Annotated in this window: 15 protein-coding genes and 3 tRNA genes; 6 read left to right on the forward strand and 12 right to left on the reverse strand. The window is 58.2% G+C overall.

The window, feature by feature from the left end; genetic code table 11:
* The first annotated feature begins 63 nt into the window (after positions 1-63).
* From MMAR10_RS07740 to metC, 3 genes are read left to right on the forward strand one after another with little or no spacing between them, the layout of a single operon-like run.
* The gene (locus MMAR10_RS07740) at positions 64-1,065 is read left to right on the forward strand and encodes a cysteine synthase A (protein WP_011643432.1); all 1,002 of its coding nucleotides are present in this window, start codon (positions 64-66) and stop codon (positions 1,063-1,065) included.
* Positions 1,065-1,895 (forward strand): sulfurtransferase, encoded by an 831-nt coding sequence (locus MMAR10_RS07745; RefSeq protein ID WP_011643433.1) that lies wholly within the window; start codon positions 1,065-1,067, stop codon positions 1,893-1,895. The genes MMAR10_RS07740 and MMAR10_RS07745 overlap by 1 nt, the downstream gene beginning before the upstream one ends.
* Positions 1,892-3,049: a cystathionine beta-lyase gene (gene metC / locus MMAR10_RS07750; protein ID WP_011643434.1), complete on the forward strand. Its 1,158-nt coding sequence runs from the start codon at positions 1,892-1,894 to the stop codon at positions 3,047-3,049. The genes MMAR10_RS07745 and metC overlap by 4 nt, the downstream gene beginning before the upstream one ends.
* A 65-nt stretch (positions 3,050-3,114) precedes the next feature.
* Here metC and MMAR10_RS07755 read toward each other — a convergent pair.
* The 6 genes from MMAR10_RS07755 to MMAR10_RS07780 form a co-directional block, all read right to left on the reverse strand.
* A tRNA-Arg gene (locus MMAR10_RS07755) sits at positions 3,115-3,191 on the reverse strand.
* A 19-nt stretch (positions 3,192-3,210) separates the two neighbouring features.
* Positions 3,211-3,516: an ETC complex I subunit gene (locus MMAR10_RS07760; protein ID WP_011643435.1), complete on the reverse strand. Its 306-nt coding sequence runs from the start codon at positions 3,514-3,516 to the stop codon at positions 3,211-3,213.
* Positions 3,517-3,606: 90 nt separating this feature from the next.
* A tRNA-Pro gene (locus MMAR10_RS07765) sits at positions 3,607-3,683 on the reverse strand.
* A 41-nt stretch (positions 3,684-3,724) separates the two neighbouring features.
* On the reverse strand, positions 3,725-4,294 hold the full coding sequence (locus MMAR10_RS16160; RefSeq protein ID WP_011643436.1) for a DUF192 domain-containing protein: 570 nt from the start codon (positions 4,292-4,294) through the stop codon (positions 3,725-3,727).
* 96 nt (positions 4,295-4,390) lie between these two features.
* Positions 4,391-4,879 carry a cold-shock protein gene (locus MMAR10_RS07775; protein WP_190273965.1) on the reverse strand — a complete coding sequence of 163 codons (489 nt, stop codon included), beginning with the start codon at positions 4,877-4,879 and terminating at the stop codon, positions 4,391-4,393.
* Between the two features lie 351 nt (positions 4,880-5,230).
* The gene (locus MMAR10_RS07780; protein WP_041636871.1) at positions 5,231-5,740 is read right to left on the reverse strand and encodes a 6-pyruvoyl trahydropterin synthase family protein; all 510 of its coding nucleotides are present in this window, start codon (positions 5,738-5,740) and stop codon (positions 5,231-5,233) included.
* Between the two features lie 477 nt (positions 5,741-6,217).
* Between MMAR10_RS07780 and MMAR10_RS07785 the strand changes: the two genes are divergently transcribed.
* Together MMAR10_RS07785 and MMAR10_RS07790 are read left to right on the forward strand one after the other, a co-directional pair.
* The gene (locus tag MMAR10_RS07785; protein WP_041636872.1) at positions 6,218-7,555 is read left to right on the forward strand and encodes a hypothetical protein; all 1,338 of its coding nucleotides are present in this window, start codon (positions 6,218-6,220) and stop codon (positions 7,553-7,555) included.
* A gap of 838 nt (positions 7,556-8,393) precedes the next feature.
* Positions 8,394-8,969, forward strand: coding sequence for a hypothetical protein (locus MMAR10_RS07790; protein ID WP_011643440.1), 576 nt, complete (start codon positions 8,394-8,396; stop codon positions 8,967-8,969).
* Between the two features lie 334 nt (positions 8,970-9,303).
* On the opposite strand, the gene MMAR10_RS07795 is transcribed toward MMAR10_RS07790, so the two are convergent.
* From MMAR10_RS07795 to MMAR10_RS17050, 3 genes are all read right to left on the reverse strand, one after another.
* Positions 9,304-9,699 (reverse strand): helix-turn-helix domain-containing protein, encoded by a 396-nt coding sequence (locus MMAR10_RS07795; RefSeq protein ID WP_049755685.1) that lies wholly within the window; start codon positions 9,697-9,699, stop codon positions 9,304-9,306.
* 1,097 nt (positions 9,700-10,796) lie between these two features.
* Positions 10,797-11,345, reverse strand: a complete 549-nt coding sequence (locus MMAR10_RS07800) for a recombinase family protein (RefSeq protein WP_011643442.1) — start codon at positions 11,343-11,345, stop codon at positions 10,797-10,799.
* 305 nt (positions 11,346-11,650) lie between these two features.
* Entirely contained in the window at positions 11,651-11,791 is a 141-nt protein-coding gene (locus MMAR10_RS17050; protein WP_190273966.1) for a hypothetical protein, read from the reverse strand.
* A 313-nt stretch (positions 11,792-12,104) separates the two neighbouring features.
* On the opposite strand from MMAR10_RS17050, the gene MMAR10_RS07805 reads away from it, so the two are divergent.
* A complete protein-coding gene (locus tag MMAR10_RS07805; RefSeq protein ID WP_190273967.1) occupies positions 12,105-16,136 on the forward strand; it encodes a beta strand repeat-containing protein in 4,032 nt (1,343 codons plus the stop codon).
* A 270-nt stretch (positions 16,137-16,406) separates the two neighbouring features.
* Here the strand turns inward: MMAR10_RS07805 and MMAR10_RS16900 are convergent, their stop codons facing one another.
* From MMAR10_RS16900 to recJ, 3 genes are all read right to left on the reverse strand, one after another.
* Positions 16,407-18,098: a site-specific integrase gene (locus MMAR10_RS16900; RefSeq protein WP_150099741.1), complete on the reverse strand. Its 1,692-nt coding sequence runs from the start codon at positions 18,096-18,098 to the stop codon at positions 16,407-16,409.
* 153 nt (positions 18,099-18,251) lie between these two features.
* A tRNA-Glu gene (locus MMAR10_RS07815) sits at positions 18,252-18,326 on the reverse strand.
* Positions 18,327-18,393: 67 nt separating this feature from the next.
* Positions 18,394-20,205, reverse strand: a complete 1,812-nt coding sequence (gene recJ, locus MMAR10_RS07820) for a single-stranded-DNA-specific exonuclease RecJ (RefSeq protein ID WP_011643445.1) — start codon at positions 20,203-20,205, stop codon at positions 18,394-18,396.
* Positions 20,206-20,216: the final 11 nt, after the last annotated feature.

The raw sequence follows: 20,216 nt of genomic DNA on the forward strand, positions 1-20,216 counted from the left end.
TTTTCTTCGCCATCCGCGACACCCAACTAACCGCCGTCCTTTGCAATTCGGGAGATCTGCCTCGTGTCCCACGCTGCCAGCGTCATTGATCTGATCGGCAATACGCCCCTCCTCCGCCTCCAGGCAGCCTCCAAGGCGACCGGGTGCGAAATCCTGGGCAAGGCCGAATTCCTCAACCCGGGCGGATCAATCAAGGATCGCGCGGCGCTGGGTATCATACGGGCGGCGGAAGCCAGCGGCGCGCTGCGGCCAGGCGGCACGATCGTGGAGGGCACTGCCGGCAATACCGGCATCGGCCTCGCCTTGGTCGGTGCGGCCCTGGGCTATCGGGTCGTGATCGTCTTTCCGCGCACCCAGTCGCGCGAGAAAAAGGACGCGATCCGCCTGCTGGGGGCCGAATTGATCGAGGTCGATGCGGTGCCCTACGCCAATCCCAATCACTATGCGCGCTATTCGGGCACGCTGGCGGCCGAGCTCAACCAAAGCGAACCCTATGGTGCGATCTGGGCCAACCAGTTCGACAATGTCGCCAATCGCGATTTCCACGCGGCCACGACAGCGCAGGAAATCTGGGAGCAGACCGATGGCAGGCTGGCCGGCTTCATCTGTTCAGTCGGTTCGGGCGGAACACTGGGCGGTGTGTCGAACGGTCTGAAAGCGAAGCGCGCATCGGTCCAGATCGGCCTGGCCGATCCGGGGGGTGCAGCCCTGTACGGGTTTTACAATGACGGCGTCCTGAAAGCCGAAGGCAATTCGATCACCGAAGGTATCGGGCAGAGCCGGATCACCGCCAATCTCGACGGCATTGCGGTTGATCGCGCTTACCGGATCAGTGATGACGAGGCCCTGCCCCTCATTTTCGATCTGGTGCAGCAGGAAGGGCTTTGTCTCGGCGGCTCGTCCGGCGTCAATATCGCGGGCGCCATGCGTCTGGCGCGGGATCTCGGGCCGGGCCACACCATAGTCACCATTCTTTGCGACCACGGCGCGCGCTACCAGTCCAAGCTCTACAATCCGGACTTCCTCCGGGAAAAGGGCCTGCCCGTTCCGGCCTGGTTGAACTGATGGCGCAGACCCTGATCTCCGCTGCTGACGCCATGTCCCGGCTGGGCGATGCCGACACGGTCTTTCTCGACGGCAGCTGGACCTTTCCCGGCGGGCCCCAGGACGGTGCCGAGGGATGCATTCCCGGCAGTCGGCCCTTCGACATCGACCAGGTCCGCGACACCGCCAATCCGTTGCCGCACATGCTGCCCGACGCCGAGACATTCACACGCCATGTTCGGGCGATGGGGATCAATGCCGACAGTCGCCTGGTCATCTATGACCGTTTCGGCCTGTTCAGCGCCGCCCGGGTTTGGTGGATGTTCAAGGCCATGGGGCATGACCAGACACAGGTTCTGGACGGCGGGCTGCCGGCCTGGGTCGCGGCCGGCGGCACCATCGCCGACAGCCATGATACCTCTCAACAGGTCGGAGATTTTGTCGCCTGCTTCAAACCCGAACGCGTCATTGATCGCGTCGGCGTGGAGGCGGCGATCCGCGATGGGTCGGCCCAGATTCTCGATTCGCGCGGCAAGGCCCGTTTCACCGCTCGGGTGCCGGAACCGCGCCAAGGCATGCGCAGCGGCCATATGCCCGGCGCGCGCAATCTGCCTTTCACCCGCCTGATCGGCGCCGGCGGGCGGCTTGCTCCGGACCCGGCACTGTTTGAAAGCGCGGGCCTCGATCCCCATCGACCGGTGATCACCACCTGCGGCTCCGGGGTCACGGCCTGCATCCTGTCACTGGCGCTGGATTGCCTTGGCCGGCAATCAGCCGTCTATGATGGCTCGTGGAGCGAATGGGGCAGCCGTCCCGACACCGAAATTGAAACAGGACGTGCGCCATCATGAAGGACGACACCAAACTCACACGCCTCGGGCGGCCGCATGATGATCGCGGTCAGGTCAATCCGTCCGTGGCGCGAGGTTCGACCATGCTCGCCCCGTCAGCCTCCGCGCTCTATGATTTCCCGCCGGGCCGAAAGCATTATGGCCGGGTAGGACTGGAAACCCATGATGCGCTGCGTGGCGCGCTGACAGAGCTGCAGGGCGGGGCGGGCTGTGCCCTCACCTCGTCCGGCCTGATGGCCAACACCCTGTCCATCCTCGCCGCCACCGAGGCGGGCGGGGAAGTCCTCGCAGCCGATTGCATCTATGGTCCGGTGCGCAATTTCCTGACCACACAGATGTCGCGCTATGGCGTCAGGACCCGCTTCTTCGCTCCGCAAATGGGCGCGGAGATCGGCGATCTCATCACCGATGAGACCCAGGCCATCCTGCTGGAAAGCCCGGGCTCACTGACCATGGAAATGCAGGACGTGCCGGCCATCGCCAAAGTGGCGCGGGACAAAGGCGTCATCACTATCATCGACGATACCTGGAGTGCCGGGCTGACGATGAAACCGCTGCAACTGGGCGTCGATTACGCTGTCCAGGCGCTGACCAAATATGTCGGTGGTCATTCCGACCTGCTGATGGGCGCGGTTGTTGCCCGGGACGACGCCCTGTTCCAGCGTCTTCAGACCACCGAGCGGGCGTTTGGTTTCCACACCGGCCCGGATGACGCCTATCTCGCCCTGCGCGGCCTGCGTTCGATGGGCGTGCGCATGCAACGCAGCGCCGAGAGCAGCCTCACCATCGCCGAATGGCTAGCGGCCCGCGCCGAAGTCGGCGCCATCCGCCATCCGGCCCGGTCCGATCATCCCGACCACGCCCTGTTCAAACGTGACTTCAGCGGTGCCTGCGGCCTGTTCGCCTTTGAGGTGCCCGGCTGGGATATCGCGACCTCGGAGCATTTCCTCGACGCGCTGGAGGTCTTTGGCATGGGCTTTTCCTGGGGCGGCTATGAAAGCCTCGCCATCCATTGCGACCCGCAACTGAAACGCACCAAGACCGCCCACAAGCATGACGGCGCCCTGATCCGCCTGTCGATTGGCCTGGAAGCACCAGAAGACCTGATCGCCGACCTGGAGCGGGGGTTCATGGCTGTGGCGGATCGATCCTGAGCAAGCAGTACGCGCCCCAAAGGGCCGCAAGCGCGGGGCGAGCGCAGTGGGAACATGGGAAAGAGTGGCGCTTCCGGCAGGACTCGAACCTGCAACCATCCGCTTAGAAGGCGGGCGCTCTATCCGGTTGAGCTACGGAAGCGGAAATCCGGACGATGGCGCTAGTGCGACCAGGGCTGTTTTCTGTCGGCCGAAAAATTGGCGGAATAGGATTTGGAGTATCGCTTGGGCTCTTGCGGTTCGACGACCTGGAAGGGGATGCCCTGACGCTTGGCATAAGCCACGGCATCGTCCTGGCTGTCGAAATCAAGCTTGATCTGACCGCGCATGTCCGAGGAGGAGGTCCACCCCATCAGGGGATCGGCCCGCTTGGCCATTTCCGGCGAGAATTCGAGCACCCAGCGCTTGGTCTTGCCACGGCCGGATTGCATCGCATTGCGAGCGGGACGGTAAATCTTTGCGAACATTCGCCTCTCCCAGTCAAATTCCCGGACCTGTCCGATCCCGGCAGGCCGTCACCGGCCTGATCTCGCTATCCGCTCGAGCACGCGGACAACTGGTCGGGGCGGCAAGATTCGAACTTGCGACCCTTCGCTCCCAAAGCGAATGCGCTACCAGACTGCGCCACGCCCCGACTGTGTGTCCTTATGTAAGTGGTCTTGCCTTAAGGCAAGCCTACTGAGCGTCCGCCGGCGCTTCCTCTGCAGCAGCTTCATCGTCAGCAACCGTAGCCGGCGTTGTTTCATTACCGAAAATCGCGTGCCGGACCGTATCGCCGGGACGCAGTCCCAATGCGATGGCCTGACCGGCGCCCAGCTCGAGCACACCGGCAACCGTCGCGTCAGATCCCAACGAACGCAGCGACTCCGATTGGGCAAAGGCGATGATCTTGACGACGGACCCGTTGGAATCGATGAAAACAAGATCCAGATCAACCAGCGTATTGCGCATCCACATCGAGGCCGATTCGGGTGGCGAATACTGGAACAGCATGCCTGTGCCCGGCTCGACAGTTTCGCGCCACATCAACCCGCGTTGCTTTTGGGCCGGGGTGGTTGCGATCTCGGCCTGGATAACGTGCCGGGTGCCATCGGTCGTCAGGATGACGACCTCTTCGGGCCCGCCAAAATCGATCATGGCGTCCTGCGCCGTCGGATCAATATCGGATTGTGAGGAGGGTTCCTGCGCCATTGCGGCCGCAGCAACACCGAGAGCCAAAAGGCTGGAAAAGATCAGGGTTCGCATGGCTGAAACCTAGCCGCGCGGCCCATCCGGCGCAACGACCAAACGCAAGCGGAAAGGGGCTGACCAGACCATGCCGGCCGGCCCCTATTCCAGCCTTCATGCCTGGCCGGCGACCTTGATTTCGGCGGCCAGCGCCCCCTTGGGCCCCTCGACGCACCGGACCTCGATCCGGTCACCCGGTTGGATGTCCTCGAACCCGGCGCGGCGCAGGGTTGCCGCATGCAGGAAGACATCGCCTTCGACATTGTCGCACGTGACGAAACCATATCCGCGCAGGGCGTCAAACCATTTCACAACGGCATCGCTGAACGGCGCGTTGACGACCGCATAGGGGTGGAAGCGACGCGGCCGTGCCTCGGCCTCATTGTCACCGCCAGTCATTTCGACCAGCTCCACCGCCTGGCGTCCCTTGTCTCCCTGGACCGCCTTGCAGACAATTTTTGCATTGGGAAGGGCCGGACCCTGTCCGAACCGTCGCAGGCAACTCGCATGAAGGAGAATGTCCCCCTCGCCGTCGCTTGCATCAATGAACCCGTAGCCCCGAGCTGGATCGTACCACTTTACCCGGCCTTCGAGCTCAAGCATCTCCGTATCTTCAAAGACTTCGTGAGCCAAAACCATAATGTCACTCGCTTAAACAACCCTCGAGTGAAAGATTGTTACACAGAACATTAACTTAAGAGAAGGTGAATCGGACATATGGTTGCTTTACGGTTCTTCCAAATATTGATAGTGAAATCCATTCTCACGGCAATACCTACAAGATGTAGTGGTTTTTCAAATTTCTAAACGCTACCTGATGCGGTTGTGATAACATATTCATCACCTGCATTTTTTCGCCTGACAGGCGAAATCCGGCCCGTGTTGGCGAAGTCTGCGGCGGACCGGTCGCGATCCCGTCAACCGGGATACCGTCCGTGGACGGTCAAATACGAATCAGTCCTGCGTCAGGGCATCCTGCATACGCTCGACATCGACCAGACGAGTCATCGCAGTGGCCGATCGATAGATCGCAGAATTGGACGCGTGTTCTGAACACTCCACCGATTCAACCCAGCACCGCCCGCCGGTTGCGGCCTTCACGACCTGCGACGCCTTGTGGAACGCCATCTCGGCCATCCGCTCACAACTGGTGCCGGGCACGACCTTCACGCGGGCCAGGCCACGCTCGCCGAGCGCTTCCAGAACGGGGCGCTCCGGATCGTCTTCAGCAATCAGAAGCGTATGGTCGAACATCTCGTGCAGCCAATCCTTGATCGGACCAAAGCCGCCCTTGCCGAAATCCAGGACCCAGCCGCGCTTGTCGAGCTGTTCGGCCGCAAAGACGAAATTGAAGCCAAAGGAATAACCGTGCAACAGGGCGCAATGACTGTCGGCCGCCCATTGCCGGGAGCAACAGGTCAGTCCGCGCTCATTGCCATAGGACTTGGTCGACAAATGGGCCATGCCGGAACTCCCGTTTCGTAATCGGTGTGCGCCTATAGCCTGCGACATGCAGCGAGGCAAACCCGTGCGCTCGAGCACCCGGTGCAGACCGTCTGAAAGCCATCTGTGTGGGGAAGAACATCGTGGCAGTCCCTAGGGGAGGAAAAGGCGAACGCGCATTTCCCAATTGATATCTCATAACTAATTGATTTATCGCCAAAAGAAAATGAGAAACCGTTGAAATTCCCGTTGAAAATGTGTTGCTCAGATCTCTCGAATTGTGCCCTGGTCGACGCTCCCATAATTCAATGAATGCGGTATACTAGACCCCGGTCTGGGACGCCCACGAGAACCCCTCACCTCCGTCAAATTTAGGAATTGTGATCCAGCACCGCACAAGTCGAAGTCTTAGATAATTTTCGCCTTATTAGACCCTGCTCATCCCACTAAAATCCGGATCTAGCAGCCCGAAACCCATATAAGAAAACTGCTCCACCAATGAACATCGGCACAATCTCCCGGCGCATACGCAAGACACTCGTCGCCGCCCCATTCCAATTTAAAGATCGCATCGTCGCGGAGATTGATGCGCTCAAAACCTACTACGGTTCAGAAGGGTTGGTTGCAGCACAGAAACTCGATGATGAGGATGAAAATGAGCTAGCGGCCCAGATCATAGAGTTATCGCTATTGCATCTAGCTCGGTTGCGAAACCGCTACCAGAAACCAAAGACCAAGACCGGGTCATTGCGAGCCAAGCTAGCCTCCGCAAAACTCGATTGGTGGGAGGAGGAATACGAACTCCGGCTCTCACCCAAAGATCGACGGGATCTCAGCTCTCTGGGCAAGCGCTACCACCCACAAGTTTCAGACGATGACTTTGTTGACCGCTTCATCAACGAAACGGCGATCCAGCTCGCGACCGCATACGACGAAGCCTGCCTAGAGAAGGCTCATTTTGACCGCAACAAGGAATACGAAGAAATCCTCGCGATATTGAGTGGGAAATCGACAGGTTTTGCGGAAAACTTCGACGAAGCTAGATATCGGAAGCAGGTTTCCATCGCCAAGGCGTACAGGAAACACGAGGACACAAGCCAACGTCTACGCGGTGTGTCGCTAGTAGCATTAATAATAGAATTAAATAAAGAAGTAGAAGACTACGAGAGTAAGGGGGAGAGCTATGAAGATGATGACATCTTGGTGCGAACTGCCTCTGGATCTGTTCTGAGCCTTCCGGAAGTTCGTGGGTTCGTCAAAGACATGACGAAACTCCCGACACTCGGTTCATGGGCCAGAGCCGGGCAAGCAGCGAAAGCGGTTGCCTACAGCCGAGCTGTTAAAAGCCTTTCGGGAGACGCTTGTGCATTCACCGTCAACATTCCCCTTAGCGTAGCTCTACAGGCGGATGGTGAGCGTCGGGCCTCCCAGTCGGTTCTCCAGAATAAAATTAGAGTTCTGCTCCACTCGGAGTTTGGAGAAACCGTGGACTTTTTCTTCGCTTACGAACGCGGAATTGGTCAGAAACCACACCTTCATGGAGCGGTAGCTCTACAGCCGACCAACGCCAACAAGAAGCGCTTGCGTCGGGTCTTTTACAGGCTCGCCCGCCTCAAACCGAGACCACGCAACAGCAGCCTCATTCGAATTGAGCGCCTAAGAACTCCAGGTCGCTGGGGGGCATATGCAATCAAGCACCTAATCGTGGGGCAACAGAGGACCGGTGTGTCAAACCTCATCGGCAAAACGAACGGTGTTGCACGTCAGGCGAAGGATGAGTGGGAGGACATGCGGCTTCAGCAACGCGATGCTCGCGCCGCGGCCAAGTTGATTTGATCCGTTCGAGGTGTCTGAACCACGGTTTCTTCCCTACGGCTTAGAGACACATCCGTTTTCGGAAGCTAGATGGAAGAACGTTGTGCTCGGTAGGCAGTTGGTTTGCGTCTAACCGGTTCAATCATGTTGCTAAGACACGCGAAATCAAATCGAAAGCGGTCGGAATTGGGGTTTCTTCCCCCTTCCTTCCGGGTTTATCCCGCTCTCACCATTTCATCTAGCGCGTCGAATGAATCACCGGAGCGCATAGACGTGTCATAGGGGAGCGCCGGTAGGTGGGCATATACGCTACCATACCAGCAAGCATATGCTCGCCAGTGAGCTTCTGGCGCGATTTGGCGGACTATAAGATTTTGGGGCTTGGATGAAGAGGTCGGCGACCGGCTCTATACAGAGCCTACGCCGGAAAGTGCCTACGCGTTTTCACCCACCGTTGCGGCTGAGAACGCGCACCAGCTCTAGGATACTGTTGCGTATGGCTGCGCATTCGACTTTGGAGAATGCGAGCGCGATTGCCGGGCCATCGGGCTACACACGAAAGCGTTGATCGCTTCCACTTTGGTAAAGTCCGCGCGCTCTTCCAGTTCATCCAAACCGCAAATAAAATAGGCTCCGGCACCACTGACGAATCTGGGGCGGCCGCGCTGAGAGCGCGCCGGATCATACCACCGACCGTGTCGCCGATTGGAATCGACGACAACCCCGATTGGATTGACGTAAAAAACCCGGCTGCCTCTATCGGAAGTAGATGGCCACGCGTATCTTTTAGCGTTGACATTGAAGCTCGTTTGGCGAGCATAACTCAGCGTTGGTTATGCGGTAAGAAGGAGCTACGCCTTTGAGATTGATTGGCATCTTTATCATCCCGGCGGCCTTGTCGGCATGCGCCGTACCGACGCTCGGCGCCCCTCCTCCAATCGACTACGAGACGCGAAATTTCTTCCAACCTGAGATGCCGATTGATTTCGATATTATTGATATCTCAGCCTCCGTAGCGACCGAACAAGAAGCAGTTGGGCGACTCGACTTGTTTGACCCCACCTCCTCGACGTTCGCATGGGAGGGGTACAACCAGTACAGCGCGCCAATGTTGGACGAGCTGGAAGATGCGCTTTGGGTACTAGTTCGATCTGAGCGACTATTTAGCGGCGAGAGCGACAATAACGCAAGTCTGAGAGTGACTGTACTTCAGTTGCAAGAGAACTTGATGAGCGAAAGCGTGCTTGTGGTGAGATATCGCTTGGTAGATGAAATCACGAACCGGACAGTTTACGAAACAACTATCTCAACCAGGGGCCTAAGAAGCTTTGACGATGCTACACAAGGCAATTCTAGATCACGGATAATGCGCAATAGATTGTTTCGAGAGAACATAGAGGCGTTTTCCGAGAATGTGGGGCGCTATCAGTTCTAGCGAGGTAGATATGCGTTTATTCAAGGCTCGATCCTGCTTCCAATGTCGCAGCGCAGGCGATCTTAATTATGGTTGTGGTGACCCGCCCTCTTACTCATCAATAATTGCCCTCACCATCGCGCAGCAAGCAAGTATTCAATGGTGCTACGGCGCAGCGTCAATCGTGTTGCAGGGATGCAGTCAAAACGCCACGGTGTAGTGGTGAAATTTGATCCGGAGGCGGAAATCTCTGAGCTTCTAGCGCGACTTGGCAGACTAAGAGAATTTCGATGACTTTTGAGGTAAGGGGGCGGCGATCAGGCCTGAGCCTTAACCTACTCGCTCAGACATTGGCTCAAAGCCCATCCTGTTTAGCAAGGGCGTGCACCAAATCTATTACCCTTTGACGGATTTCGTGATTGCCTATTCTTGAGAATGCCAAGGCTAAGGTCACGCCAGCTGAACTGGCAATAAATCGGTACAAATCGGTGTCTTCCGAACCGGCGGATTGCGGTCCATCATCATCTAGTCCATCGAAAAAGAATTGCACTGGCACCAAGAGCGCATTCGCCAAAACGAATAGGCGACTGGCGCTGATCCGGTATGCGCCTCGCTCATATTTCTGAATTTGGTGAAAACTGACACCGAAACGCTCCCCAAGTGCCTCTTGGCTTAGACAGAACTCGATCCTGCCGACGCGCAAGCGAGCGCCGACATGTTGATCGATTTGTAGAGGAAACTGGTGGCCCAACAGCCCGCATTCCAAATGTTCATCGGTTGATTATCGAAGCAATTATGGTCCGGGTCGGAACCATTGAAGGCCTCGTTAGCGCGGCGGAAGCGCTTGCAGTTTGACGGGTATAGCCTGGCTGATTTAACCTAAACTTGCAATCCAGAGGGGCCAGAAATTGATCATCAACCTTCCCACCCGAGCGCTTCCACAAGCCTTGAGCACGATTTTTACATTAACTTTCATGTGCGCTTGTGGCGGGCAAACTCAACAAGAGAGCAGCAGTACCACCAGAGAAGTCACGCTTGAAAATTGCATCAGGACAACATGTCCAGACCGAACGATTAACGCGACAGGGAGACTAGTAATTGTCGAGGGCCCTCACGGGGATGAGTATGGGCTGAGATTTGGTGCGTCCCAATCAAACCCCTCGAACTTCGAAGACATGCGAAACGAGTATTCCGTTTTTACCAACTCGGACATTTCACTCAGCGGAAACACCAGCACCCTTACCTCCAACAACATTGGGCGCTTTGTCGTTCTGCGCGGACGCCTCGTACAGGACGAAGGCGTTCATTTTCTTGTCCAATCCGTTTTTCAATCTGACGAATGGTCATCTTGGGCGCGTGGAGGGTCACCACGCCAAGCGCTATTGAACGATCTCAAGCAGAATTGTGAAAGCTCAATCCGGCGAACGTTTCGAAACGTTGGACGGGCACAAAACCTGTATGCGCCTGGGCATTTGCCCACAACCGAAGTAGATGATGGAGGGCAAGTCGTTGTACGCTTTACCGCCACTTCAAGCTCGGGGATCAGGCGGGAAAACTACCAGTGCAGGTATGAGCGCGGAGAACTCCATTCTCGCGCAGAGCGTGAAAGTGAAATAAGGCGCCGCGAACAGATAGACGAGATAGGTGCAATAAAGAGGCGCCTCAGAGCCATAGCGGTCTCACACCGCTTCAGCATAGATGCCTACGGTGACCCTAGGGACTATTACACAATGAGGGATGGTAGAGTTCTCGAATGCACAACGTCAGTTCAGGCGCACCGAGCGGCTGGCCCTCCAGTTTTTTGGTGCGAAGGTGGATACAGACAATATCTGTCAGATTAACGTGCTGTCACTCTGACAAGCACCTATAAAGGGTCGCTCTGGACACTCCTAGCTGCGTTGCAATCTGCTTGGACGTCAGCTCCCCTGACGCCTTCAAACTACGAGCCATAGCAATTTGCTCATCCGTCAAGGCGCTGGGGCGGCCCAACTTTACGCCCCGGCCTTTGGCTGATTTCAACCCCGCGACAGTGCGCTCACGGATCATCTCCCGCTCGAACTCAGCGAGTGCACCGAAAATATGAAACACCAGCTTTCCACCGGCTGAAGTTGTGTCGATACCTTCTGTGATTGAGATAAACCCAATGCCGCGAGCCTGAAGGTCTTCGACGGTCTCAATGAGCTGGCGCAATGAGCGCGCGAGGCGGTCCAGCTTCCAGACAACCAGCACGTCACCGGGACGCAGAAATTCGATCGCTTTAGCCAGCTCCGGGCGATCTCGCTGAGCACCTGAAGCGGTTTCATCAAATACCCGCTCGCAACCCGCCTGCCCCAACGCGTCGGTTTGCAATCCAGTGGTCTGCTCGGCGGTGGAAACTCGCGCGTATCCAATTTTCATCTCGAACTCCGTCTCAAAAACACCCTTCAAGACTATCGAGACGCCTGGCCTTTTCAAGACGTTTTTTGAGACGGCGCGATAAGAGTTTCCGCACCCGGTTCGAGCGATGCGCTCGCGCCTCAAAAACGTTCGTTTACGGGCACTTGGGCCGCCCAGTAGAGCCCGTCGCCTCCGCGGACCGAACCGGGTTTCCGCAGCTCAAAAGGGACCGTTTCCCGGCTCTTAAATCAGGCTGATCCAGCCCCGAGATCCGGGCCGTTTTTTAATAGAGTTTGTTCGCCTCTCTTTCCTGTTTAGTTCTTGGCTCAAAGCCCGGTGAGCGCGGTCAGCGCCACGCATAAGGCCACCAGCTTATCGCCCGTCTGCTCCGGGCAATCACAAGAGCTACACGCTTTATATTGATGCATGATGTCGTGGCCTGGCTTTCCTTTCAGTTCTTCTTTCACGGCATCACCGCACACCTTCACCTTGACGAGCAATCCATGTAGTGCAACCTATTCGCGATCTTGATCATAAGTGGTTAAAATGTTGTCGAAATTCAGTTCCTTGCAAAAGAGACCATTTGCTGCAATCGGCGCCGGCGCGCTGGCCATTCTGGGAATTAGCGTGCCATCCAGCGCCCAGTCGAATTCGCAAATTCCCGACGGTTTTCGAGCATTGAAGAGTTTGGACAGCGTTAGCGCCTACGAGGTCATGCCAGATGGCTCAGTGCGCTTAACTCTTGTCGATGGCTCTCACTTGCTTGTGCCTGCAGATTGGGTGCGGATCGAACAAGGCAATGTCTTCATCTCTGAGTTCGCCTTCACCGAGCTGGGTTTGGCTGCGACATCTGGCACTACCGCGCTTTTGGCTGCGGCTGGAGTAGGGGCTTTGAGCCTTGCAGAGGCAGAAAGCACTACAGATGAAACTTCTACTCTCCAGAACAACGCGCCAGTGGTCTCATCAGCCAGCCAGATCAGCGTCGCTGAGAATGTGACCGGAACGGTCTACACAGCCACCGCCTCGGACGCAGATGGGGACACTGTCACCTTCAGCCTGTCAGGGACCGACGCCAACCTCTTCACTATCGACCCGGCCACAGGTGAAGTCAGCTTCCACACCGCACCGGATTATGAGGCTCCAGCCGATGCTGATGGCGATAACACCTACGACATCACCATCCTCGCCTCTGACGGAACCCAGACATCCAGCCACGTCGTAACCATCACCGTCACCAATGAGAATGACAACGCGCCAGTGGTCTCATCAGCCAGCCAGATCAGCGTCGCTGAGAATGTGACCGGAACGGTCTACACAGCCACCGCCTCGGACGCAGACGGGGACACTGTCACCTTCAGCCTGTCAGGGACCGACGCCAACCTCTTCACTATCGACCCGGCCACAGGTGAAGTCAGCTTCCACACCGCACCGGATTATGAGGCTCCAGCCGATGCTGATGGCGATAACACCTACGACATCACCATCCTCGCCTCTGACGGAACCCAGACATCCAGCCACGTCGTAACCATCACCGTCACCAATGAGAATGACAACGCGCCAGTGGTCTCATCAGCCAGCCAGATCAGCGTCGCTGAGAATGTGACCGGAACGGTCTACACAGCCACCGCCTCGGACGCAGACGGGGACACTGTCACCTTCAGCCTGTCAGGGACCGACGCCAACCTCTTCACTATCGACCCGGCCACAGGTGAAGTCAGCTTCCACACCGCACCGGATTATGAGGCTCCAGCCGATGCTGATGGCGATAACACCTACGACATCACCATCCTCGCCTCTGACGGAACCCAGACATCCAGCCACGTCGTAACCATCACCGTCACCAATGAGAATGATGTCATCACAGGTACGGCTGGTGCGGATACGCTTGACGGCACGAACGGCTCGGACACGATCCACGGCCTGGACGGGGATGACACGCTCAACGGTCTGGGCGGCAATGACACGCTCAACGGCGATGGCGGCAATGACACACTCGACGGCGGTTCCGGCTCCGACATTCTCAATGGCGGCAGCGGAGACGACCGGCTCGATGGCGGTCTCGGTAGTGACACGCTGAATGGTGGCAATGGCCACGACACCTTCGTGTACTCTGGCGCCAGCGGCGACGGTGCTGATGCCATGCACGGCGGCTCTGGAGACGACACCTTCTCCATCATCAATCCGGATGCACCGGGCGGCGCTGCCTTCCTCACCATCACCGGCGGCACCGGAAATGATCATCTGGAGGTTCTGGCTACGCACCTGAACGGGGTCAGCTTCGATGCCGGAGACGGGGACGACCATGCGGAAATCCGAGCGGGCCGCGCCCAGACGATCACATTGGACATGGGAGCCGGTGCCGACACGGTGGAGCTGGGACGCTGGAGAGGGTTCGACGGGGGCATCGGCGGTAATGTCACACTGACCTTGGGTGCAGGCCAGGACACCGTGATCTTCGCCAACGCGCCAAGCTCGACGACGATCACCGACTTCGAAACCGGGTCCACCGGCGACACGCTGCAGATCAACGACTATCTCGGTCGCACCCTGTCCTCATGGGATGGTGGCAATCCCTTCGCTTCCGGACACCTCAGACTGGTCCAGAGCGGTTCTGACACCATCCTCCAGATCGACACCAATGGCGGCGGCGACAACTGGAGCGACCTCATCACCTTCCAGAACACAACCGCCTCCACCTTCACCACAAACAACTTCGATGGATACAATCCTGACGGATCGCCGATTGCAGGGCAGACGATCACAGGTACGGCTGGTGCGGATACGCTTGACGGCACGAACGGCTCGGACACGATCCACGGCCTGGAGGGGGATGACACGCTCAACGGTCTGGGCGGCAATGACACGCTCAACGGCGATGGCGGCAATGACACACTCGACGGCGGTTCCGGCTCCGACATTCTCAATGGCGGCAGCGGAGACGACCGGCTCGATGGCGGTCTCGGTAGTGACACGCTGAATGGTGGCAATGGCCACGACACCTTCGTGTACTCTGGCGCCAGCGGCGACGGTGCTGATGCCATGCACGGCGGCTCTGGAGACGACACCTTCTCCATCATCAATCCGGATGCACCGGGCGGCGCTGCCTTCCTCACCATCACCGGCGGCACCGGAAATGATCATCTGGAGGTTCTGGCTACGCACCTGAACGGGGTCAGCTTCGATGCCGGAGACGGGGACGACCATGCGGAAATCCGAGCGGGCCGCGCCCAGACGATCACATTGGACATGGGAGCCGGTGCCGACACGGTGGAGCTGGGACGCTGGAGAGGGTTCGACGGGGGCATCGGCGGTAATGTCACACTGACCTTGGGTGCAGGCCAGGACACCGTGATCTTCGCCAACGCGCCAAGCTCGACGACGATCACCGACTTCGAAACCGGGTCCACCGGCGACACGCTGCAGATCAACGACTATCTCGGTCGCACCCTGTCCTCATGGGATGGTGGCAATCCCTTCGCTTCCGGACACCTCAGACTGGTCCAGAGCGGTTCTGACACCATCCTCCAGATCGACACCAATGGCGGCGGCGACAACTGGAGCGACCTCATCACCTTCCAGAACACAACCGCCTCCACCTTCACCACAAACAACTTCGATGGATACAATCCTGACGGATCGCCGATTGCAGGGCAGACGATCACAGGTACGGCTGGTGCGGATACGCTTGACGGCACGAACGGCTCGGACACGATCCACGGCCTGGAGGGGGATGACACGCTCAACGGTCTGGGCGGCAATGACACGCTCAACGGCGATGGCGGCAATGACACACTCGACGGCGGTTCCGGCTCCGACATTCTCAATGGCGGCAGCGGAGACGACCGGCTCGATGGCGGTCTCGGTAGTGACACGCTGAATGGTGGCAATGGCCACGACACCTTCGTGTACTCTGGCGCCAGCGGCGACGGTGCTGATGCCATGCACGGCGGCTCTGGAGACGACACCTTCTCCATCATCAATCCGGATGCACCGGGCGGCGCTGCCTTCCTCACCATCACCGGCGGCACCGGAAATGATCATCTGGAGGTTCTGGCTACGCACCTGAACGGGGTCAGCTTCGATGCCGGAGACGGGGACGACCATGCGGAAATCCGAGCGGGCCGCGCCCAGACGATCACATTGGACATGGGAGCCGGTGCCGACACGGTGGAGCTGGGACGCTGGAGAGGGTTCGACGGGGGCATCGGCGGTAATGTCACACTGACCTTGGGTGCAGGCCAGGACACCGTGATCTTCGCCAACGCGCCAAGCTCGACGACGATCACCGACTTCGAAACCGGGTCCACCGGCGACACGCTGCAGATCAACGACTATCTCGGTCGCACCCTGTCCTCATGGGATGGTGGCAATCCCTTCGCTTCCGGACACCTCAGACTGGTCCAGAGCGGTTCTGACACCATCCTCCAGATCGACACCAATGGCGGCGGCGACAACTGGAGCGACCTCATCACCTTCCAGAACACAACCGCCTCCACCTTCACCACAAACAACTTCGATGGATACAATCCTGAAAACAGCTCAGGTTCATTTACCTCGAACATTCACCAGTACGATAACCGATGGTTCGAAATCACTGTGCCTACGGAAACCAACGGATTTGAACAGCTGACCGAAGACAAAGATAATCTCCCACTCGGTTCTTTTCCCCGGCCGACTGCAAACGACTTAGTGCTTGTGATCGACGGGACGTCAACTTTTGAGGCCCCGCCACCAATCGAGTGGACAGACCAGACAGATGTCGATGCAAACCCTTATGCTTGGGCGCCATTTTTCGAAGATCACTGGCTCTAAATGTCTATTCTCAAGGCGTTGTTCAGCTTGTTGAGCCTCTTGGCTGGCGGCTGTCCCTAGACCTCTAAGCGGCTAAGGTAGCGAGAAGGATTGTCGTGGCTTTTGACGTGTTGAGGCCGGTCTTCGATCTCTAATTCGCAGATCACCCTATGCGGGCTAGGGCGGACGGCTTCCAACCAATCAATTCCCGACGTCACACAATTGCTGGGGCGAATTGCTTAACCTACTGAAATTAAAGGCTCTAAAGAAAAGTGGCGGTGAGCGTGAGACTTACGGATAAAGATGGCTCAACTCGAGATCGCGATAGCTTAGTTTATCGACAGCGTCCTTAAGGCTCTCAAGCGGGATCTCCTTAACGTATATCCCAGCACTGCCAGGTATTTTCCTCCCTAGAAACCTCAGCAAAACGCGTTCCGGCACATCGGACAGAGTGCTCACCACGGTTTCAAAAGTATGCCTGAATGTATGTGTATCCATTCTAGCGCCGCCTCGGTAACGCAGCAGTCTCTTCAGAGCGCCATTGAACCTGCGACGCTCTGCGCCCGACGATGGCTTTTCGCCTGGCCTGAAAGTCCACTCCGGAAACAAGAACTCCTCGCGCCTGGCGCGCATTCGAGCGCAGTAATCTAAGAACCCAAGTCGTATTAGTTCTGAGTGGATAGGAATATTCCTGGCAGACGGTGGGTTTTTAAGCGTGCGTTCCTCAACTGGCACGAGGCGCAAGTGCGGTATGTCGGCACTTTCATGGACATCAACCATAGGTACATAAAGCTCGCTTGAGCGCGCGCCAGAAAATAAGCACACCAAAGGCACCCAGAACTCCGACGTTTCGGTCGCAATAGCGAGCCTAACGTCATAGAAACCCGGCATCCGGAATATCGCTTGTAGCTCCTCTGGAGTGTAGGCTACTCGCGCTGGCTCGCCGCCCTTCTTCGACGCTGTCACACCTGCAGCTGGGTTGTTGGCTAAATCGCCACGCTTCACAGCATGATTGAATACGGTATTAATCATCCGCAACCGGTCGCCGATTGTATCTTGATCGAGATTGGCAAAGTTACCGGGGTTTTTGTCGGCCCATTCAACGCGCTCGACGAACGATAAGCTCCTGAGGGCGTTGGTCGAACCCGCACGTTGAGGGTACCTATTCAACATGTCGTGGTGTTGCCACACGTCCGATTTGGCAATCGAAACCAGCGGAGTTGTCTCACCGACGGTGGAGCAAAACTCCCCCCAGGCAACTCGCTGCCGTCTCAGCGTTGCTTCAGCAAGTGGCGCGCCCGCCCCTTGCCGTTGGCGTTCATAGATGTCGAAGTACTCTGACACTGTCACCGATCCATTCGGCGAAAGCGCTGTATTCGATGACGAACTCACCGGTGGCTCTTGGAGAACTGCGCTTTTGGGTTGAGGTTCAGCGCCGAGTCCACGCTCCCGAGCATTCTTAACCCGATATAGATCTGCGTAGACCTCTGCAGCAAGCCTACATAGACGAGCACGCAACGGGCAATCACCCGGAATGGAACATACCCCGCCATTAGATTGCTCGAAGTACGCGTCTATAACCCACGATACCGCTGCTTCCTGCTCTGCGATATCGTCTGACTCTAGTGCACGAAGCATCGGGTCCAGAAATGCCGCTCCATAGCTCGCTGACTTTTTGTCCGCTGGTCCGGAGCGAACCGCTAGATCATCAGCTATCTCCTGCTCGAATAGATCTCGCAGAAACTTCTGGAAATCGCTCGCGCTTTCTTGATCTCGGAGTGCGGAGAATTGGGTTTCCGCTTCAACGATCAACGTCGACGCAAGTCGATTGGCTTCAGCGGCATCCTTTGTTCCCAAAGACCGAATGATTTGTGCCCTAGCCCCTTTGCCATTGGGCTTGGGATAGAACGCTCGAAGGTCTTTAGGGATTGGGTAGCGGAGTTCAAAAATCCCTGAGTCGGATCGTGCGTACACGTAATTCATTCGTCGGTACCGTCGCTTCAATAATTTCTCCAATAGCGACGGGACTGCCTCCATCACCAGCTCTCACTAGGTGAATAAAAACGCTGAAAGCGCCGTTGAAAAACATTCAACAGCGCGCGCGTAACATATTGATTTTATTGAACTCAAACATCGTGGCAGTCCCTAGGGGAATCGAACCCCTCTTTCCAGGTTGAAAACCTGGCGTCCTAACCGATAGACGAAGGGACCGCAGCGATGTGAGGGCCGTCGTATAGAAAAGCCTGAGCGACCTTGCAAGCGGGATTTCCGCAAAATGTCATCGAGCTGCAGTAGAAAGATCTTCAAGGTGCAGCTGGACGCGCTCACGGCCCTGCCAAGCATCAAGCTTAAGACGTCCAAAGGCATGGAACAAGCCCGGGCCGGCGGCCAGCAGGGCCTCCCCGATTGGCGTGTCAGCACAGCGAAAACAAATCCCGTCAACGCGTCGGCCGTCCGGATCACTCAAGGTGAAGCGGACATGGTCGGTGCCGACCCGCTTGGCGAAACTGACCCGCATGTCTGGCAGCGCAAACCGCGGCTCGGCATTGCCCTGACCGAATGGCGCGGCGCGCTCGAGCATGCGTGCGAGGTCAAGCGAGACACCGGACGCGGTCAGGACCCCGTCGGCCTTCAGCGCCATGTCATCAGCAGCGGCGGCCAATTCTGGCGCCAGGCGCTCATCGAGAAAAGCGACCAGTTCGGTAATCCGGTCCGGGTCCATGCTCAACCCGCCCGCCATGGCGTGACCCCCGCCGGACGTCAGCAATCCGGCTTCCCGGGCCGCCGCAATGGCGCCGCCCAGATTGACGCCAGGCACCGACCGGCCTGACCCCTTGCCAACAGGCGGCCGGGCTTCGCGATCGATGCCGATCACGATAACCGGCTTGTCGAAGCGTTCCTTGAGGCGGCCGGCGACAACGCCAATCACGCCGGGGTGCCACCCCTCGCCTGCGGCAATCAGGATGGCGCGGTCCGCCGATTGCCCGTCGAGCTGGGCCGAGGCGGCTTCCAGGACGTCGGCTTCGATCGCCCGGCGTTCGGAATTGAGGCCGTCCAGTTCACCGGCAATGCGCCTGGCGAGCGTCTCATCTTCGGTTGTCAGCAAGGTCGCGCCAAGATCGGCCCGACCGACCCGGCCACCGGCATTGATACGCGGCCCGATCAGAAAGCCGGCATGATAGGTGCTGGCTTCACCGTCAACACCCGAGGTTTCGGCGAGACAACGCAGCCCGAGATGGCGCCAGCCACTCATGGCCTTGAGGCCCTGGGCGGTGATCGCCCGGTTGACCCCGGTCAAGGGCACCACGTCGCAGATCGTACCGAGGGCCGCCAGATCGATCCAGTCGAGCAGGCTGGGTTCATTGTCTGGTGTGATTGTACCCCGCCGGCGCCCCTCACGGTTCAGCGCAGCGAGGAAGACGAAGGTCACGCCGGCAGCCGCCAGATGGCCACAGCCCGAACGGTCGTCGGGCCGATTGGGGTTCACGAGCGCGGCGGCGGGCGGCATGTCATCGTCCATCAGGTGATGGTCGATCACAATCACGTCGAGACCGATGGAGGCCGCGTGGGTCAGTGCAATCCTGGCCGCCGCGCCGCAATCCACCGTGATGACCAGCTCGGCGCCACGTGCCTTCAAGGTATCGAAAGCGGTGCCTGACGGGCCGTAGCCCTCCTCCACCCGGTCCGGCACGTAAATCTCGGCCGTCCGGTCGAAATGGCGAAAATAGCGGATCAGCTGGGCGGCTGAGGTGGCGCCGTCGACATCATAGTCAGCGAACACCGCCATGGGGCGCTCGGCTTCGATTGCATCCCAGACAAGCCCCGCCGCCTTGTCCATGTCGGCGAAGTCGGAGGGGTCAGGGAAGCTGTCGCGCAAGCGCGGAGACAGAAAGGCTGCAGCCTGATCCGGGGCGACCCCTCGCGCCGCCATCACACGGGCCAGGGCGTCCGGGATGGATTGCTGGCGGGCCATCATGGCAACCGCCCCGTCGTCGGCTTCACGCAGGCGCCAGCGCTTGCCGGAAAGCGAACGGCTCACCCCCAGTAGTGGAGATGAGCCGTCTGTTTCATTCAGCGTCTGGTCGAGCATCACACCATCAT

This window comes from Maricaulis maris MCS10 (assembly GCF_000014745.1).
In the GTDB taxonomy this organism is placed as follows: domain Bacteria; phylum Pseudomonadota; class Alphaproteobacteria; order Caulobacterales; family Maricaulaceae; genus Maricaulis; species Maricaulis maris_A.

What these genes read in the sequence shown, in the direction of transcription:
- MMAR10_RS07745 (WP_011643433.1), top strand. Translation starts at nt 1,065, where the DNA reads ATGGCGCAGACCCTGATCTCCGCTGCTGACGCCATGTCCCGGCTGGGC.
- metC (WP_011643434.1), top strand. Translation starts at nt 1,892, where the DNA reads ATGAAGGACGACACCAAACTCACACGCCTCGGGCGGCCGCATGATGAT.
- MMAR10_RS07760 (WP_011643435.1), bottom strand. Translation starts at nt 3,516, where the DNA reads ATGTTCGCAAAGATTTACCGTCCCGCTCGCAATGCGATGCAATCCGGC.
- MMAR10_RS16160 (WP_011643436.1), bottom strand. Translation starts at nt 4,294, where the DNA reads ATGCGAACCCTGATCTTTTCCAGCCTTTTGGCTCTCGGTGTTGCTGCG.
- MMAR10_RS07775 (WP_190273965.1), bottom strand. Translation starts at nt 4,879, where the DNA reads ATGCTTGAGCTCGAAGGCCGGGTAAAGTGGTACGATCCAGCTCGGGGC.
- MMAR10_RS07780 (WP_041636871.1), bottom strand. Translation starts at nt 5,740, where the DNA reads ATGGCCCATTTGTCGACCAAGTCCTATGGCAATGAGCGCGGACTGACC.
- MMAR10_RS07785 (WP_041636872.1), top strand. Translation starts at nt 6,218, where the DNA reads ATGAACATCGGCACAATCTCCCGGCGCATACGCAAGACACTCGTCGCC.
- MMAR10_RS07800 (WP_011643442.1), bottom strand. Translation starts at nt 11,345, where the DNA reads ATGAAAATTGGATACGCGCGAGTTTCCACCGCCGAGCAGACCACTGGA.
- MMAR10_RS16900 (WP_150099741.1), bottom strand. Translation starts at nt 18,098, where the DNA reads ATGAATTACGTGTACGCACGATCCGACTCAGGGATTTTTGAACTCCGC.
- recJ (WP_011643445.1), bottom strand. Translation starts at nt 20,205, where the DNA reads ATGCTCGACCAGACGCTGAATGAAACAGACGGCTCATCTCCACTACTG.